17 protein-coding genes are annotated in these 17,552 nt (G+C 40.1%); 4 read left to right on the top strand and 13 right to left on the bottom strand.

Translation table 11 applies throughout. The annotated features are described in order from the left end of the window. Nucleotides 1–131 precede the first annotated feature (131 nt). Together H5126_RS16325 and H5126_RS16320 are read right to left on the bottom strand one after the other, a co-directional pair. On the bottom strand, nt 132–3,710 hold the full coding sequence (locus H5126_RS16325) for a M1 family aminopeptidase (protein ID WP_182720097.1): 3,579 nt from the start codon (nt 3,708–3,710) through the stop codon (nt 132–134). Between the two features lie 9 nt (nt 3,711–3,719). Beyond that, complete coding sequence (locus H5126_RS16320; RefSeq protein ID WP_002959519.1) at nt 3,720–4,601, bottom strand: ABC transporter ATP-binding protein; 882 nt, start codon at nt 4,599–4,601, stop codon at nt 3,720–3,722. 187 nt (nt 4,602–4,788) lie between these two features. Here H5126_RS16320 and H5126_RS16315 point away from each other — a divergent pair, with 187 nt between their 5' ends. Next, nucleotides 4,789–5,466 carry a nitroreductase family protein gene (locus H5126_RS16315; protein WP_024604482.1) on the top strand — a complete coding sequence of 226 codons (678 nt, stop codon included), beginning with the start codon at nt 4,789–4,791 and terminating at the stop codon, nt 5,464–5,466. Here H5126_RS16315 and H5126_RS16310 read toward each other — a convergent pair. Further along, the gene (locus H5126_RS16310) at nt 5,459–5,767 is read right to left on the bottom strand and encodes a helix-turn-helix transcriptional regulator (RefSeq protein ID WP_182720098.1); all 309 of its coding nucleotides are present in this window, start codon (nt 5,765–5,767) and stop codon (nt 5,459–5,461) included. The genes H5126_RS16315 and H5126_RS16310 overlap by 8 nt on opposite strands. 285 nt (nt 5,768–6,052) lie before the next feature. Here H5126_RS16310 and H5126_RS16305 point away from each other — a divergent pair, with 285 nt between their 5' ends. Beyond that, nucleotides 6,053–6,397, top strand: a complete 345-nt coding sequence (locus tag H5126_RS16305; RefSeq protein ID WP_002959525.1) for a rhodanese-like domain-containing protein — start codon at nt 6,053–6,055, stop codon at nt 6,395–6,397. 15 nt (nt 6,398–6,412) lie between these two features. Here the strand turns inward: H5126_RS16305 and H5126_RS16300 are convergent, their stop codons facing one another. The 5 genes from H5126_RS16300 to H5126_RS16280 form a co-directional block, all read right to left on the bottom strand. Beyond that, on the bottom strand, nt 6,413–6,814 hold the full coding sequence (locus tag H5126_RS16300) for a DUF1801 domain-containing protein (protein WP_182720099.1): 402 nt from the start codon (nt 6,812–6,814) through the stop codon (nt 6,413–6,415). A gap of 37 nt (nt 6,815–6,851) precedes the next feature. Continuing rightward, nucleotides 6,852–7,397: a PH domain-containing protein gene (locus H5126_RS16295; protein WP_182716547.1), complete on the bottom strand. Its 546-nt coding sequence runs from the start codon at nt 7,395–7,397 to the stop codon at nt 6,852–6,854. A 66-nt stretch (nt 7,398–7,463) separates the two neighbouring features. Then, nucleotides 7,464–8,081, bottom strand: a complete 618-nt coding sequence (locus H5126_RS16290; RefSeq protein ID WP_182720100.1) for a LysE family translocator — start codon at nt 8,079–8,081, stop codon at nt 7,464–7,466. Then, nucleotides 8,082–8,264, bottom strand: a complete 183-nt coding sequence (locus H5126_RS16285) for a hypothetical protein (RefSeq protein WP_024599480.1) — start codon at nt 8,262–8,264, stop codon at nt 8,082–8,084. A 17-nt stretch (nt 8,265–8,281) separates the two neighbouring features. Then, nucleotides 8,282–8,680: a DUF3224 domain-containing protein gene (locus tag H5126_RS16280; protein WP_024604489.1), complete on the bottom strand. Its 399-nt coding sequence runs from the start codon at nt 8,678–8,680 to the stop codon at nt 8,282–8,284. 89 nt (nt 8,681–8,769) lie between these two features. Between H5126_RS16280 and H5126_RS16275 the strand changes: the two genes are divergently transcribed. Beyond that, nucleotides 8,770–10,548 carry an ABC transporter transmembrane domain-containing protein gene (locus H5126_RS16275; RefSeq protein ID WP_182695858.1) on the top strand — a complete coding sequence of 593 codons (1,779 nt, stop codon included), beginning with the start codon at nt 8,770–8,772 and terminating at the stop codon, nt 10,546–10,548. Here the strand turns inward: H5126_RS16275 and H5126_RS16270 are convergent, their stop codons facing one another. Further along, nucleotides 10,549–11,181: an OmpA family protein gene (locus tag H5126_RS16270; protein ID WP_002959537.1), complete on the bottom strand. Its 633-nt coding sequence runs from the start codon at nt 11,179–11,181 to the stop codon at nt 10,549–10,551. It abuts the gene before it with no gap. Nucleotides 11,182–11,371: 190 nt separating this feature from the next. Between H5126_RS16270 and chrA the strand changes: the two genes are divergently transcribed. Beyond that, nucleotides 11,372–12,526 carry a chromate efflux transporter gene (gene chrA / locus H5126_RS16265; RefSeq protein ID WP_182720124.1) on the top strand — a complete coding sequence of 385 codons (1,155 nt, stop codon included), beginning with the start codon at nt 11,372–11,374 and terminating at the stop codon, nt 12,524–12,526. Here chrA and H5126_RS16260 read toward each other — a convergent pair. From H5126_RS16260 to speA, 4 genes are read right to left on the bottom strand one after another with little or no spacing between them, the layout of a single operon-like run. Then, nucleotides 12,483–13,742: a mechanosensitive ion channel family protein gene (locus H5126_RS16260; protein WP_002959539.1), complete on the bottom strand. Its 1,260-nt coding sequence runs from the start codon at nt 13,740–13,742 to the stop codon at nt 12,483–12,485. The two genes, chrA and H5126_RS16260, sit on opposite strands and share 44 nt — an antisense overlap. After that, entirely contained in the window at nt 13,739–14,659 is a 921-nt protein-coding gene (locus tag H5126_RS16255; protein ID WP_002959541.1) for an acetyltransferase, read from the bottom strand. The genes H5126_RS16260 and H5126_RS16255 overlap by 4 nt, the downstream gene beginning before the upstream one ends. A gap of 25 nt (nt 14,660–14,684) precedes the next feature. Further along, nucleotides 14,685–15,563, bottom strand: coding sequence for an acyltransferase (locus H5126_RS16250; protein WP_182720125.1), 879 nt, complete (start codon nt 15,561–15,563; stop codon nt 14,685–14,687). A 60-nt stretch (nt 15,564–15,623) separates the two neighbouring features. Beyond that, nucleotides 15,624–17,504 (bottom strand): biosynthetic arginine decarboxylase, encoded by a 1,881-nt coding sequence (gene speA, locus H5126_RS16245; RefSeq protein WP_002959544.1) that lies wholly within the window; start codon nt 17,502–17,504, stop codon nt 15,624–15,626. Nucleotides 17,505–17,552: the final 48 nt, after the last annotated feature.

Genomic DNA, 17,552 nt, shown 5'->3' with positions numbered 1-17,552 from the left:
AATATTAGCGTAAAAAGCTGTGGGGAATATGTAGAAACGCTATGAAGTTTTATACAGTTTATTACACATAAAGGCCGCATAAATGCGGCCTTTAAAGTAGTCAGTTTAAGTGGTTAGTAAATAAATAGACTTTAAAACTTAGCTAAGTTGTTTTTACTGTCTTTGTCGACCAGCTTAATGTAAGGATCAACCCCTGCAAATAATGGTTTTTCTTTTACTTTTAGCTCAATAGTATTGGTACCAGATACTATTTGATGCTTTTGCGAGTAAATAACAAAGTCTTCAGCGAGTAAGTTTTCAGGGTCGTCGCTAAATAATGCAATATCAATTAGCTCATCGAGCGGCTGCTCAGTTTCTTCACCTTGTCCATCGGCATGCTGCTTAGTTGCTTCAACGCTCAGTGTTACTGTATAAAAACCTTCGCCATCAACATCATCTGTAACCGACACTTCTTTCATTTCAAGCTCATAAAGCGTTATATATTTAAACTGATCATCAATAAAACGTTGTTCAGCTTGTGTTGCATCTCGCTTTAAATAACTAAGTAAATCAATTGTGGTTGGATATGGCGTTGATTGATATTTAAACTCATTCAAAAACGCTTTAAGTGCTGCATTTAAGCGTACTTCACCTAAACGATCATAAATCGCCATCATCGCAACTGAGCCTTTATTGTAATGAAGGTATTGTTGAGCCTGCGTTTTATATAGTGGCATTTCTTCAAAGGCTTCGCCAGTACGGCCCATTAAGTATTTATCTAACTCGTACTTTAAGAATTTACGAAGTTTCTCGGCGCCAAAGCGTTTTTTTAGCACCATAAGCGCACTGTACTGGGAAAGTGTTTCAGAAATAACAGCACTGCCCTCTACATTAGCCCCCGATACTTGATGCCCCCACCATTGGTGTGCAACTTCATGTGCGGTTACATAGTAAGGGTAGTCAACTTTACTCTCATCTCTTAAGTCTGTAATAAAGCCCATACTTTCTGAGTAAGGTACCGTATTGGCAAAACTTTGCGCAAACGAGCGATACTTAGGAAACTCAATAATACGAAGCTGTCTATGCTGATACGGGCCAAAGGCTTGCGTGTAGTAATCTATTGAGTCTTGAACTGACTCAATCATGCGGTCAACATTCCATGCATGATCTTTGTGGTAGTACACCTCAATATTTACCCCATTATGCTCAACCTTTTTACTTTCAAGCTCTGCCGAAAGCACAGAGTAAAAATTTATAATTGGAGCATCCATTTCATAAACAAAGGTGCGGCGTCCATCTTTTACACTCTCATTTTTTAAGTAACCTGGAGTAATCGCAAATTGTGACTCATCGGTGGTTACGGTTGCCTTGTAGTTTATAAATCCATTAGCAGGCCCAAACTCATTTTGCGTATAATAGCGGCTGTCTTCTAGTTTATGTGCGCGCTCAAGTTCAGGTAAATCGTGCTTGCGGCGCTCATACTTATCGGCAATTTGAAAATACTTTTGATAACCAAAATTTGGTAATAATTCTCCATTATTTACAAATGTACCGTTGTGCACGAGTTGAGTATCAGATCTTCTATCAACAAAACCGTCGTGTTCACGAGAAACTGAGAGCTCGCCTTCTCGTACTTCATTGGGCATTAGCGGTTGTTCAAACTCAAACCATACCATGCCAAAATCGGTTAAACGCTCTACTATTTTTCCGCCCGCCATTTTTACATCCCAGCTTTTAGATTGGCTAGGCTCGTTGATTAACACACGGGTTATTGGCTCGTTTGCGGTATTGGTAAACTTAATTTTAGCCACGGCATTTAAAGCACGCTTTTTAGGATAAATATCAATGTGTAAGTCAACATCAGTTATTATAGGCAGTGGCAAGTCTTTGTATTGTGAAAACTCTTGCTCATACCTTACTTGTAGCGCTTCGTTATCATCACTTGTTACAAACTCGTTGATTACACGGGTGTTGTAATAAATGTTATAACCCGCGCCCACAAATACCAATAAACTTATAACGGCTGCAATCTGGCCTTTTAAAGACATATTGTAACGCACTAAAGATAAACGAGTACGCAATGATTGCGACGGGCCGCGATGCCATAAAGCAAACCCTACAATAGCTAAAAACACACTCAATGCCCCCCAATATAGGGTATACCAATGCGCGCCTTGTAAAAAATGTCCATAACCATTTATATCAGAATACGGTACGCTACTGCTTTGAGAAAAATGATACATATGATGCTCAAACCCGTAAGCACCCATTACCATTTGAGCAATGTAATACAGAATAAATAAACCCATACCTATGTATTTATTAGGGCTAATTATTTGTAAAAAGAACGCCAATATAGCCATCATAATTAAAGGCAGTAATGTAAGGTAACCCAACCTAAATAAGTACTGACCAAGCTCTAGGTTAAATTGCCCCTTAAATAGCTGCACTGCAATGGTAAACATCATGCCTACTAAATAAAGGCCACAAACTGCAGTGATTAACGCAATAATTTTAGATACCCAAAACACACTGTTATGCACCGGGAAACTGTCAACAATATCACCCATACCACTTTGGCGTTCTCGCCAAACCAGCTCTGCGCTGTAATAAGCAATAATGATAAACATAAACAAAGCGGAGGAGTTTTGAATAATGCCCACCATGTTTTGTGTGAGCGGCCAATCCGTTGTGCCATATGCGCCAATAGGTGCAAAAAGTGGTGCGAGTAACATAGTAATACTGACACCCGCTAAAATCATAAAAGGGGCACTTAATATAACTTGCTTAAGTTCAAATAAGCTGCGCATTACTAATTGCGATTTCGTATTTACCCCTTTTGACTTGTAATTTTTAGCGCTGCTAATAAGTGCTGCTTGTTTGTTTTTTACAAACGTTGAGACAGCAAATTGCTTTTTCTGTTTTTTAGTGACTACGCGATTACCTAACTTTCCGAGGCCAAAAAACATCGCTAAACTTATTGCTACCCATAAAATACGGTTAATTAAAAAATCGCCCGAAAGCGTTAACACTTCAGTATTTTTATCACTTACAGTCCAGTAACGGGTTAAGTCAATTAACGACCCTGTGCCAAATGGGTCTGCGTAAACAACAATATTTCTAAACGCTAAATCGTCAAAATAGATACTCGCCAATTGGTAGGTTATATAAACCACCACGGCCGTTACATATACCGCCATCATGGTTTTAAAATAGACCGCCACACTATTAAAAATAGCACTGAGGACCAATAAGCTTGGCACTGCTAAATATAAAAAAGGCGCTGCGTAATATATAAACTTATTGGGGCCTACTAGCTCGCTATCGAGCCAGCCAACCAACAAGCCAAATTGAGATCCCAAAAATACGCCTAGTGGCACGCTTAAAAACACAATAAGTACAACTAAGTAAGAACCAAAAAAACGCCCTGATTGATAAGCAAGCGGGTTAACGGGCTTACTAAACACCAGCTCATCCATTTTGGTCTCGCTGTTGCGAATCGCTGAGCTTGCAACAAAGTTAACCACTAAAAACATAGCAAGCGTACAAAAGGTAACCGTTAAAACCATAATGGTATAAGGCGAGTTCATATGAACATTAGCCCCACCTAACGGAAACTTACTACTGGAGCTTATAAAAAACGCCATAAAAAAGAATATTAATGAGGTCACATAAAACGAAGGCTGACGCATAAAATAGCGCAGCTCAAACGCTAGCATATTAAAAAACATAGCGCCCCCTTATGCTACTTGGCTGTTACGATGATTAAGCAACGTAGAAAAATACACATCTTCTAGGTTTGCACTGCTGAGCTCAAAACCTTCAGGGGCTTCATTGGCTAATACATGTAATATGGTTTGCCCAGCAAATAAGCGTTTTGAAATAACAGGCAGCTGCGGTTCAAGCTCTAGCGCTTCTTCTTGGCTCATGGCTTTGCGCCAAATTTGGCCTTGGAGTTTATCGGTAAGGGCAATTGGATTGCCCTCTAATAGTATTTTACCGCCTGCCAGCACCGCCATGTTTGGGCAAAGCTCTGCTACATCTTCAACAATGTGGGTCGATAATATAACGACTTTTTGCTCGCCTAAGCTTACTAACAAGTTATGAAAGCGATTTCGCTCTTCAGGATCTAGCCCTGCGGTAGGTTCATCAACGATAAGTAAGTCGGGGTCGCCTAGTAAGGCTTGTGCAATACCAAAACGCTGGCGCATACCGCCCGAAAAGCCACTTACCGCTTTTGAGCGATGTTGATATAAATTAGTATGTGCAAGTAATCCTTCAACCGACTCTTTACGCTCTGCTTTATTATGAATTCCCTTTAAAACAGCCATATGGTCCAGTAAGTCGTAAGCACTAACACGCGGGTACACACCAAAATCTTGCGGTAGATAACCCAAACGTTGGCGCAGAGCCTGTGGGTCTTTAAAAACATCAATACCATCAAAAGTGATTGAACCCGAATCAGCCGACTGCAGTGTTGCAATGGTACGCATTAGCGATGATTTACCTGCGCCATTTGGCCCAAGTAATCCAAACATCCCTTTGCCGATAGATAAATCAACACCTTGTAGTGCATGTACGCCATTATCGTAGGTTTTAGATAACCCTGTTATTGATAGCATTTTTACTTCCTTGAATATGAGTAATTATTTTTATAATGTTTTATACCACAAGGAAAATAGGAACATAAGTTACTTGCTGGTTAAATTTGTAACAACAAATAAACATAATTTAAACTCATAACACTTGCCTGCACTGTATTCACTCGGTATAAAAACCACATATACTTTTTATAAGAAACGAAAAGCCATGCAAGATCACCAAAGCCAGCCGTTAAATGACTTTATAGAATATCCACATGAAGAAATGCTAAATCGTGCTAACGAGTTTTTACAAACCAGCCAACGCCGCCATAGCATTCGCAGCTTTAGCGATCGCCCAGTACCAAAAAATATTATTGAAGCATGTATAAAAGCAGCTGGCACAGCACCAAGTGGAGCGAATCATCAGCCTTGGCATTTTGTGGCTATAAACAGTAGCGATGTAAAAAAACAAATAAGAGAAGCCGCAGAAAAATTAGAGCGTTCTTTTTACGAAGGCAGAGCAGGTGAAGAATGGTTAGATGCGCTAAAACCGTTAGGTACCGACGCCAATAAACCTTATTTAGAGCATGCACCTTGGCTTATAGCTGTATTTAGTCAAAAAAAGGGCGGCGTAAGCAGCGATGATAAAAATACGAATTATTATGTGCATGAGTCTGTTGGCTTAGCTACCGGCTTTTTAATTCAAGCTTTGCACCGCAGTGGTTTGGCAACCCTTACTCATACTCCAAAGCCAATGAGTTTTTTAACCGACATATGTAATCGCGATAAAGATAACGAACGCCCATACATGCTACTTATTACAGGCTACCCAAGTGATGATGCAACAATACCTGCTCATGCACTGGATAAAAAATCACTCGATGAAATAGCTACGTTTATTTAGTATTTTCTTGTCGGCAAAACCACTCATATAGCAAAGCAATGATCGACTCAACTTTTGGATCGATCAATGAGTAATAAATAGTGTGCCCTTCTCTGCGAGTAGCAACCATATCTGCCTTGCGTAAACTTGCTAAATGCTGAGATAACGCTGACTGTGCTAAAGGTACATTTTTATTTAGCTCACCTACACTTTGCTCACCTTGTAATAAACTACATAAAATCATTAAGCGATTTTTGTTAGCCATTAATTTTAAAAACTGTTCGGCTTGCTCTGCGTTGACAGCTAGTTGTTCAATATTCATTTTTATTATTTCTCTTTTTGATACCTTTTTAAGTATAGACTTTTACATTAGTAGGTTCTAATATAATTAACATTAGACTTTACTAATATTAAGGTAATCACAAAATTAACGATGCCGTTTTATTAATCGGCGGAAGTGCTGTAGCAGTATCCGCACTATTAAGTTACTTTATATAAAGTAACTTTCAGTTTTTAACGTTATTTATAAGTATTAACTCAATTAACCTACTTATACCAAGTAGCACTCATTAATGTCTTTTTTAAGAAAAAGAGGATTTACAAACTAATGCTTACATCAATCCCTGATTTACTAAAAATTATCACACCTAACCAACGCCGTATTGACGCAGCGCAAGCGAAACTCGAACTTGAACAAAATAAGGGTTTACTTATTGATGTACGAGAACCTGCAGAGCACGCTACAAAAGCAGCTACTGGCGCTATAAATATTCCGCGTGGATTACTCGAGATGAAACTGATGGAAATAGAAAAAGACGCAGCTCGCCCTATTTACGTGCACTGCGCAAGTGGTGCGCGCGCAACGTTGGGAGCAGAAGCGTTAACGCGTGTGGGTTATGAAAACGTAACCGTTATTACCTGTGACGCAAACCAAATATGTAGTGTGTTTTAAACATCAACTGAATACTTATAATGATGCGCCTAGTAAAGGTAGGCGTTTAACTTTGTGATAAGTCAGTGCTAATTTAATACGCTCTTTAACTGGGTATTCTGGTAATGGCTTTTCACTATTTAATACAATTGCCCGGTTACCTTCGAAAGTGAGAGTGTGGGAATACAACTCTCTAAATGTGCTTACTAGCTTTGATTGGCAATGAAAAAACAAATAACACGAGGAGCCCTTAAAGCCTACGCGAATGGGGCTGCCATTTATTGTGTTATAACTTGGCTCTCCCCACTTTAAAGACTCTTCAACAGCTCCTAAGTTTTGCTCTTGTGCTACGGTATAAATTAACTCTCGTAATTTTATAAGCTTACTTTTTGCTATCTCAGGATAATTATTAAATATATTTTCTATTTCCGTATTCATAAAAATACCCTTATAAGCTTTACAATTTTAAAACAGGCTACTTTTGCTGCCTTTCATCAAGTAAAACAAGTAGCATCTGCTCAATATTTTTAACACTATAAGTAAGTGATCTCAGTAGCTCTTTCTCACTTTGCTCTGTTGCCTGCTGCGACGCTTTACCTTGGTTTGCCAATACATCTTTTTGCTCAAGTATCGCCTCTCTAAACTCACTCGCATTAACTACACCAAGCAAAGACACTAAAGCACCATTTCCTGACTGCCCAGCTGTTTCAAAGCTTAAACGATATAATCCAAAAATTCGCATGAGCGGCCCTTGGCTTAACCCTACATCTGTTATTTTTTCAAGCGGAATAGATTTTTCTTCTTTAAATAATATGCCACGTTTAACTACCAATTTTTGTGGTAATAAGTCAGCAGACATAGCTGCGAGTATTCGCCCGCCCACTAGCCATACAATCGCCAAGACAATGGGTAACAACGGAATAGTCACCAGCGCTAGTACACTAAAAAAAGCGGCCATTAGCATCCAGTATTGCTGAACCTTCGGGTCGAAAGATGCACTTTTTAAAATATGTTTTGTCATTGTTTTAATCCTTTATCTATATAACTAAAAATACACTCTGCAAGCTTCAATAATCTCTACTCAATCTTACAAGCTAATAACAACTTTTATAGCAAGAGCAATAAACACAACACCCAGTATTTTATCAAGCCATGGGTTTTGCTTAGTAAAGCCAAAGCGGGTTTTAGAAACCTCGGTCAATAATGCCACCAGCAAATACCAGCCGGTATCAATGACAAACACCGTTAAACACATAATCATGCCCACACTTAAAGTAAGTGCCTGAGGGTCTATAAACTGTGAGAACAAGGCTAAAAAGAAAATAGCGAGTTTGGGGTTCAAAAAAGCAATGGCAAAACCATCTTGTAATGCTTTAGCTGCACTTACCTCACTTTTTTGTACTTCAAGTTCGTTATTGCTGGGTTTTGCTAGCAATATTTTTATACCTAAATACGCCAAATAGGCTGCGCCTAAATACACGAGTATTTGATAAACAGTTGGAAACTGCGTCATTAAAGCGCCTAACCCTAATAACGATGCACCAGCATACAAGCCAACGCCAGTACCATGACTGAGCGCGGCAAGCATACCGTTTTTCATACTGCCGTTAAGTGAGTGCTTTAAAACCACCGCTAAACTTGGTCCTGGCGACATTGCGCCCATCATACAAATAGCCGCTAGGCTTAACCATACTGTAAATGTCATTTAAAGCTCGTCAGTTTCAATAAACAAAGTATAACCATGCACTTGGCCATAAAAGCCTGTCAATGGCACTGCGTTTATTACTTTCCAGCCATCTTGGTTTAATTCCTGTATGCGGTCATTCAGTGCGACTATATCTACCCCACCCAAAAAACGGGTCTTTCTAAATTCGATTACTTTTTGCATTTTAATCCTTGTGTATCTTATAACGTGTATTCAAAATCGTAGTAGTGAATCCCTTGCTCAATACGTATTTTCATACTGCCCGTTAACCCTTCTAGCTCATTAGTGCCTGAGTCGGGAATTACATTTAAAATTAGGCTGTCTTGGCCTTTATCCATAGTGCCAAAATGCTGCAGTACAAAACTGCCTTTTTTGCCGTCAAGCTCGCCTATTACTTGCTCTATGGCAACATAACCGGCACTGCCTTGTGTGGGTGTCATGGCGCTTAGCATTTCGCCTTGGCTGGTGGCATTTAAGCTACCTTTAAATGTTTTATCTATCGACATACGCCCTAAATTAACGCCGTTTTGGCCGCTTGCGTAACCTTCAATTGGGGCTAGATTTACATTAAATTCTCCACTTACGGTTGCAGTAGTCATAACGTTTCCTTATTGGCTAATATTTAATAGTATTGATTTTTATTATCTTAGTGCCATATCTATACCTTAACCTTTAAAAAGAATCCACTATGTCAAAAACAAGCCCTAAGCCCGAAAAAGCCGCTTTTAGTAGTTTATTACCTATTTTTGCTTTTATTAAACCGTATAAATGGATGGTAGTAGCGGCGCTTGCTGCCCTGTTAGTAACAGCAGGTGTTAACTTATCCTTAGGGCAAGGGGTTAAGTTTGTCATAGATCATGGCTTTATAGCTGGCTCTAAAGATCAGCTACAACAAGCTGTATTGGTGCTTATTGGTTTAATTAGTTTATTGGCTGTAGGCACCTTTAGCCGCTTTTATTTAATGTCGTGGATTGGCGAGCGAGTCAGTAACGATATTCGCAAAGCCGTGTTTAATCGCATTGTTACTTTGCACCCAAGCTACTTTGAAGAAAACCGCAGTGGCGAGCTTATGTCGCGTTTAACAACCGACACAACATTACTGCAATCAATTATTGGTTCATCATTTTCTATGGCGTTGCGCAGTGTACTTATGCTGGTTGGTGGACTTGCTATGCTGTTGTTTACTAATTTAAAACTTACTTTAGTGGTTGTTGCTTGTGTGCCGTTGGTACTTGTTCCTATGATGATATTTGGTAAAAAGGTGCGCAAACTTGCAAGCTCCAGCCAAGATGCCATTGCCGATATAAGCACCTATGCCGGCGAGATCATTCAAAATATTAAAGTTGTGCAAAGCTATAGCCACGAAGAGCAAGAGCAGCACGCTTTTGCACTTGAAACCGAAAAAGCCTTTAATGTGGCTAAAAGCCGCATTAAGCAACGTTCGTTTTTAATTGCAGCGGTAATATTTTTAACTTTTAGCGCTATTAGCGCAATGCTGTGGGTCGGCGGCAGCGACGTATTAGCAGGTACCATGACTGGCGGTGAGCTAGGAGCCTTTGTGTTTTACGCTATTATGGTAGCAATGTCGGTGGCAACCGTTGCTGAAGTATATGGCGAACTACAACGCGCAGCAGGCGCAGCTGCAAGATTACTTGAGTTACTTGCTGTTAAAAGTGAGATAGAAAACCCACTAAATCCACAAGATAGTTACTTACTAAAAAATAGTAACAGCCCTGCTATTACGCTTGAGAATATAAGCTTTAACTACCCTTCTCGCCCAGACGTAAGCGCACTTAATAAAATAAGTTTAAATATACTTCAAGGCCAAACTGTGGCTATTGTTGGCCCTTCTGGCGCAGGTAAAACAACCTTATTTGAATTACTACAGCGCTTTTACGATCCGGCTAGCGGAGCCATTAAATTTAAAGATATAAACATTAAAGAATTATCGCTTAATACCCTCAGAGGTAAAATGGGTATGGTCGCGCAAAACCCTATCTTGTTTAGCTCCGATGTAATGCATAACATTCGCTACGGCAACCCAAAAGCAAGTGACGAGCAAGTATATGCCGCTGCCAAACATGCTCATGCAGATGAATTTATTAAACAATTACCGCAAGGTTATAACAGTTTTTTAGGTGAGCAAGGTGTGCGGTTATCGGGTGGGCAAAAGCAACGTATTGTGCTTGCGCGTGCCATACTAAAAGACCCTGAAATACTCCTTCTTGATGAAGCCACCAGCGCACTCGATGCTCAAAGTGAGCACCATGTACAAGCAGCGCTTGAGCATTTAATGCAAAACCGCACCACGCTTATTATTGCCCATAGACTAGCAACGGTTAAACATGCCGATGTGATTGTGGTAATGGAAAATGGAGAGATTATAGCAACGGGTACCCACCAAGAATTAGTAGCAAGTAACCCGTTGTATCAAAAACTGTGTGAATTACAGTTTAATAAAGACTAATTATTCTTCAGTGTTTGGTACTATTTGAATTTCTACACGGCGGTTTTGAGCACGGCCATTTGCACTATCGTTAGTCGCAATTGGACGTGTTTCGCCATAACCCATAGTACTTACACGCTCAGCCATGATTTGCTGGTTCACTAAGTAGTTTTTAACGCTTTGAGCACGTTCACGCGATAGGTTCATGTTGTAGCTGTCTTTACCTGTGCTATCTGTGTGGCCTTCAATACTTAGGTACGTTTTTTCGTATTTGTTCATCACTTTAGCAATCGCATCTAAGGTATCGTTAAAGCCAGACGAAATATAAGATTGGTCGGTCGCAAACGTAATATTAGATGGCATAACTAAACGCAAGTTATCTCCTTCACGTACAACTTCAACACCAGAGCCTGCAAGTTCATCACGAAATGCTTCTTCTTGCTTATCCATGTAGTTACCCACTGCAGCGCCAGCTAGTGCGCCGATAGCAGCGCCTATAAAAATACGCTTATCTTTATGGTTACTTGTTGCTTTACCTAATACGCCACCCGCTGCTGCGCCAATAGCCGCACCTTTGCCGGTGTTATTCATTTCACAACCAGAAAGTAATACAGCTACTACGGTTACGCTTAAAAGTGATTTAGTTAAAGTCATGGTGATACCCTATTCATTAAGAATTTAGCAAGAGTATGCAAATACATGTATGAACAAACTATGAAGAGAGTGTTAAAAGCAGCGCATCTTGCTTGATTGTTAAACAGACCTCAAACTAATGTGCCGTTTTAATAAAAATGTCATACTACGCTGTGACAATTTAATGAATTTTACAAAGGATATTGGCGCAATGTTAATTGCTATTTTTAGACAATTTTTTTTACTAGGGTGCATGAGTTTTGGTGGCCCCGCTGCGCATTTAGGCTATTTTAAGCGCCACTTTGTAGACTCGTTAAATTGGCTAACTAACACGCGTTACGCACAACTTATTAGTTTAAGCCAAGCATTACCAGGGCCAGGCTCTAGCCAAGTTAGTTTTGCTATTGGTGTTGAGCGTGCAGGAGTACTGGGTGGTATAGCTGCTTTTGTAGGCTTTACCCTGCCTTCGTTTTTAATAATGGTGCTGCTTGCGGTTAGTGCCCATCAGTTTGACGCTGTTTACTTTGCTATTATTGCAGGCTTAAAGTTATTTGCCGTTGTTATAGTCGCTGATGCAACACTTAGTATGGCTAAAAGCTTTTGTACAAGTGCTGCGCTTAAGTTACTTGCGATAATGAGTACACTTGCCTTGGTGTTATTTCCAATGATGGGAACTCAAATAGCGATTTTAATCACTGCTGCAACAGTAGGTGCTATATGGCCTTTATTAAAACTTGGCACAGTAGCAGACGATGTTAGCAGTAAAAACAGTAATATTAATTGGATTGCACTGGGGTTATTTGCGCTCTTACTTGGGGTTAGCTTTATTCCACTAGGGCATGAGTTTGCTTTGTTTACCCCTTTTTACCAAGCGGGTGCAATGGTGTTTGGCGGCGGACACGTAGTACTGCCGGTACTTCAAGCTGGCGTACCAGCATTGAGTGATGATCAGTTTTTAAGTGCTTACGCGAGTGCACAGGCAGTGCCAGGGCCAATGTTTACTATTGCTACTTACTTAGGCGCACAACTTACTACTGAGCAACCTTTAGTGGGTGCCCTTATAGCTACACTGCTTATATTTATGCCTGGTTTTTTACTTATACTGGCGTTTCAGAAGAGTTGGATTAATTTGGCAAGTAAGCCACGTTTTGCAAGTTCAATAGCGGCGCTTAATGCAGCGGTAGTCGGTTTTTTAGCGGCCGCATTGTATTCACCAATTTGGACATCGGCTGTGCATAACCTTTGGCAGGTTGCGTTAGTAATAATTACATTTGCATGGCTGCGATTTAAAAAGCCACCTATTTGGTGGCTCTTAGCTTTATTTATTGCTGTGGGTCTTTTGCTGCACTATTTGCCATCACTCTAAATGTTGGCTTATCTGTTTGTTGCTCGTTAGGAGGGCTTAATTGCCCACTAACACTTTGATATGCCCTAAGCCCAAACACTGGCAATACTGCAAGTAAATGGTCCATTATTTCGGCTTGTAAATGCTCGTACGAAATCCAGCGTTTGTCTTCACTAAAGCAATAAAACTCAATCGGTAACCCGTGGTTCATTGGTTGTAGCTCTCGTACCATTAACGTAAGCGACGTATTAATTTTACTGTGCTGCTTTAAATAGCCCTCAGCATAACGACGAAACAGCCCTAAATTAGAAACTTGAGCGGGTAATGTCGTCACTCGAATGTAATCATGCAACGGAATAGCCGCATCTATTTGCTTTCTAAATTCATCACTTACTAAACAAATACTGTGCATATCTATATTAAGTGAACGTTTAATACGTCTACCGCCCGACTCTTGCATACCGCGCCAGTTTTTAAACGAACCCGCAACTAGCATATAAGTTGGAATAGTTGTAATGGTGTTATCCCAGTTACGTACCTTTACAGTGTTTAAACCCAAATCAATTACTTCGCCATCGGCGCCATAGTTTTCTACTTGAATCCAATCACCATAGGTTACTAGGCGATTTGCTGCGATTTGAATACTCGCTACAAAGCCTAAAATAGTGTCTTTAAATACTAATAACGTAACAGCAGCAATAGCACCAAAGCCAGAGAGAATATAAGTGGGTGACTTCTCAAGGAAAATACTTACAATTAAAATAGCACACACAATAAAGGTGATTAGCTTAACAACCTGAATTAAGCCCTGAATAGGGACTTCGCGTGCAAACTCCAATTGGTTATAAATAGAACCCGCAATGCTTACAATACTGCTAAAAATAAAACCTACATGAATAATTAGTATGGCTTGGCCAACCGTTTTCAAAATTTCAGCGGTCAGCTCATTAACCGGATAAACACTGTCAAAGGTCGCCAAAAATAATACGCAGCAAAGCATACCTGCAATACGTCTATTAAGCTTATTAAGCATAGGCGACAACGAACCAATACGTTGAGGCGAAAGCTTAGTTACCACTTTTTGAATGCCTGGTAACATTAACCTACGAGTAAATAAGTAAACAATTAATAAAGAAAAAATCCCTATTGAAACTGCGGTAATAGAACTAAGAAAATCCGCATCGGGTACTTTTTCAAACCAAGGAGCGATTAACTCCTGTAGGTGGGTGTTGGTCATAGTGTTTCAATTTCCTTACTGATTTGTGGTTCAGGTAAATCTTGTTGAGCATAAATATCGGCAAGCTGCTGATCTTTCGCAACCCATAGCTCATTCACATAATGTTGAAAATTAGCTTTAAATACGTCATCGGTTTGATAGCTGCCCTGCATATTGTCATTAATGGGCGTTACGTCTATTGAAACATAAATAGAATCTAGCTCGCCTTTGAGTAAGTTCCGACAAACGTGATCTGTTTTACCGCTATACACTAAACTTGTATTTAGCATGGCATCAAATTGGTTGGCTAGCACTTCAAGCGCAAAAGCAATGCCACCCGCTTTGGGTTTTAATAAGTGCTTAAAAGGACTTTGCTGCAGATTATGCTTAGCTGGCGTAAAGCGTGTGCCTTCAACAAAATTAACGATAGTAGTAGGATAGTGACGAAAATTGCGACAGCTGTGCTTTGTGCGCTCTACATCCAACCCTTTCAACTTTGGGTTTTTAGCAAGCTGTGCTTTGCTTACCCGTTTCATAAACGGCATACCCATAGCCCACGCACCAGTGCCAATAAAAGGCACGTATTTTAATTCATCTTTTAAAAAAAACTTAGGGGCTGGTAATGCATGTAATGAGCTAAGCACGGTTATATCTAACCAACTCGTGTGATTACATATAAGTAAATACCAACTTTTTGAATTTAAATCGCCACTTATATCAACCACAATATTAGGACAACCTAGCCACAAGCCAAACCGATTGCCATTACACCACCCTCGATAAGCGCTGTGCAATAAAGAGTTAACAACAGACAAAGGCAGTAATAACTTAATAAGCCCTAGTACAAATACTAGTGAGCCAAAAAGCATTACATTAGAAAACAATACGCAGCCCACAATTAAGCCGTTAAGCCAATTTGGTAACCACTTTTTTAGCATAACTGTAAGCTCATATTTTTGCCTTTTATTTGGGGTGTTTTTCGAGCGATTGTAATGTTTGCTCTTTATTTTCCCATAAACGATTTAGCTCGCTTTGAAAGCGTACTCTAAATTCAGAATCGCCGGTGTAGTCACCAATAAGCTCTTCGCTTACAGGCCTTACATCCACGTGTACGTTGATATTTTTTACCTTACCACCTGCAAAATCCATGAATGTAGGAATGCCATTAGGGTAATGAATTGTAACGTTAACCACTTTAGTAATTTGCTCGCCCATTGCTTGCATTACAAAAGCAATACCGCCCGCTTTTGGTTTTAATAAATGTGGAAACGGACTATTTTGGCGCGCGTGCTTTTGTGTAGTAAAACGAGTGCCTTCTACAAAGTTAACCACACTTACTGGCATCTCTTTAAATTTTTCGCAGGCTTTACGCGTGGTTTCTAAGTCTTTGCCACGCAGCTTTGGGTTCTTTTTTAATTGGCTTTTACTCGTGCGAGTCATAAACGGAAAATCAAGCGCCCACCAACACAAACCTAGAATAGGCACGTAAATAAGCTCTTTTTTCAAAAAGAAGTTTAAAAATGGAATTTTACGGTTAAACACGCGCTGCAATACTAAAATATCGACCCAGCTTTGGTGATTTGCAATTACTAGGTACCAATCCTTTAACTTAAGGTCTTCAAGGCCAGTTACATTAAGTTTAGTTGGCGTAAATAACTTTTGATTTAAGCTATTAAAGGTCACCCAAATAGTTGCAAATTGCTTTGCAGCCCAGCTCATAATCTTTTGTAGAGGCTTAATAGGTATAAGCTTTATAAGCCCACAAATAAAAATAGGCACAAACCAAAAAAGTGTGTTTATTGTGTAAAAAATAATACTAAATACACCGCGAATAACTGACATTACTTCCATTCCTTTAAACATTGCGCAGCCACTAATACTGCGCTTTCAGTTGCTTACAAATTAATCTTCAAAATAGGTATAGCCTTCAAGGCCTGCATTAAGCTCAGCTAAGTAACCTTCTTTACACTGCGCTGATACATCAAGCTTATTAACTTGGTACGCAAAGTTGTCAGCTAAAATGGCGCTATCATAGTCAACAAACTTTAATACATCCTTAACGCTATCACCTTTTATAGCATTGGTTAACACATAACCTTCATCGTTAAGCTCTACATGCACAGAATCAGTGTCACCAAATAGGTTATGTAAATCGCCTAAAATTTCTTGATATGCACCCACCATAAACATCGCAATATGGTATTGCTCGCCGTGTTTATATTCTGGTATTGGTAGGCTGGTTTCGATACCAGCGCCTTCAACGTATTCACGGATTTGCCCGTCAGAGTCACAGGTAATATCTTGAATAATCGCACGCTGAGTCAATGGTTGAGTTAAGTTTTCGATTGGCATAACCGGAAACAACTGCTGAATACCCCATACATCAGGCAATGACTGAAATAATGAAAAGTTAACAAAGAGTTTATCGGCAAGCTTTTCGTTTAAATCGTCGAGGACTTCACGGTGCGCGCGCGCATTATTACTAAGCGATGCACGTACACGATGTAAAATAGTAAAGTAAAGCTGCTCTATTTTCGCCCACTCTAGCATGCTTACTAAGCCATGCACGTACTGATCGTGCGCTTCGCTAAATAAGTGCATAGCGTCGTGATAAATCTCAAGTGCCATACGCGGGTTTAAACGCTGTAAACACTGCCACATTTCATCAAGCACTAACGCGCTATTTTCAAGCGGTGGCTCTGGATTTAAATGATTGGGCGCTTTTTCTACGTCAATTACATCGGTAATTAATACCGCATGGTGAGCGGTTAAAGCGCGCCCCGATTCGGTGATAATGGCCGGATGCGTAAGGTTATGCTGATCGCACACTTCTGCAAATGCATTCACTACGTTACGCGCATACTCTTCTACGGTGTAATTCATTGAACACGCGCTGCGCGAGCCAGAGCCCTCGTAATCAACGCCTAATCCGCCACCCACATCAACGGTATTTAACGGTACATTTAATTGCGTAAGTTCAGCAAAGTGGCGTGCACATTCACGCAAAGCACGGTGAATATCACGAATGTTGGCAATTTGAGAACCAATATGAAAATGCACCATTTGCATTAAGTGCAGCTTATTATGCTTTTTCAGCACTTCAACAGCACTTAGTACTTGGCCTGCCGTTAAACCAAACTTGCCTTTTTCGCCGCCCGTGTTTTGCCACTTGCCTTTGCCTACTGAATTTAGGCGAATACGAATACCAATAGCAGGTTCAATGCCTAGGTTGTCTATTTCTTCAAGTAGTGTGGTCAGTTCTGAAAGCTTTTCTACCACAATTTTTACGCTGTGACCCATGGCTTGACCAATACATGCTAAGCGTAAAAACTCACTGTCTTTATAGCCGTTACACACTATTGTGATTGGCTCTTTTGCTACGCCCAAAATAGCCATAAGTTCTGGCTTTGAGCCTGCTTCTAGGCCAACAAGCCCGCTTGGATGCGCTAATAGCTTACTTACTACAGAACGTTGCTGATTTACTTTTATTGGGTAAACACAGGTGTATTTTCCGTTATATTCACGATTTGCTCGCGCTTGCGTAAACGCGTTAGTAAGTGTGTCTACACGATTTTTTAAAATATCAGTAAAGCGTACTAAAACCGGCAACGTTAAACCTTGTTGCTTAAACTGCTCAGTTAATTGCGTTAAAGAAATGGCCGGTTTTGTTTGGTCGCCATCTGGGTAAGCCACCAGTTCGCCTTGTGCGTTAATATCAAAATAACCATCACTCCAATGAGCAACGTTATAAGTGGCGCGTGCTGTTTCTAAACCCCAGGTCATGGCAACTCTTCTTTAGTCAATTAGGTATAAAGGCGCATTTTAATACGT

The organism is Pseudoalteromonas sp. SG45-3 (genome assembly GCF_014164075.1).
GTDB lineage: Bacteria > Pseudomonadota > Gammaproteobacteria > Enterobacterales > Alteromonadaceae > Pseudoalteromonas > Pseudoalteromonas distincta.
This window is presented reverse-complemented; position numbering and strand designations above follow the sequence as displayed.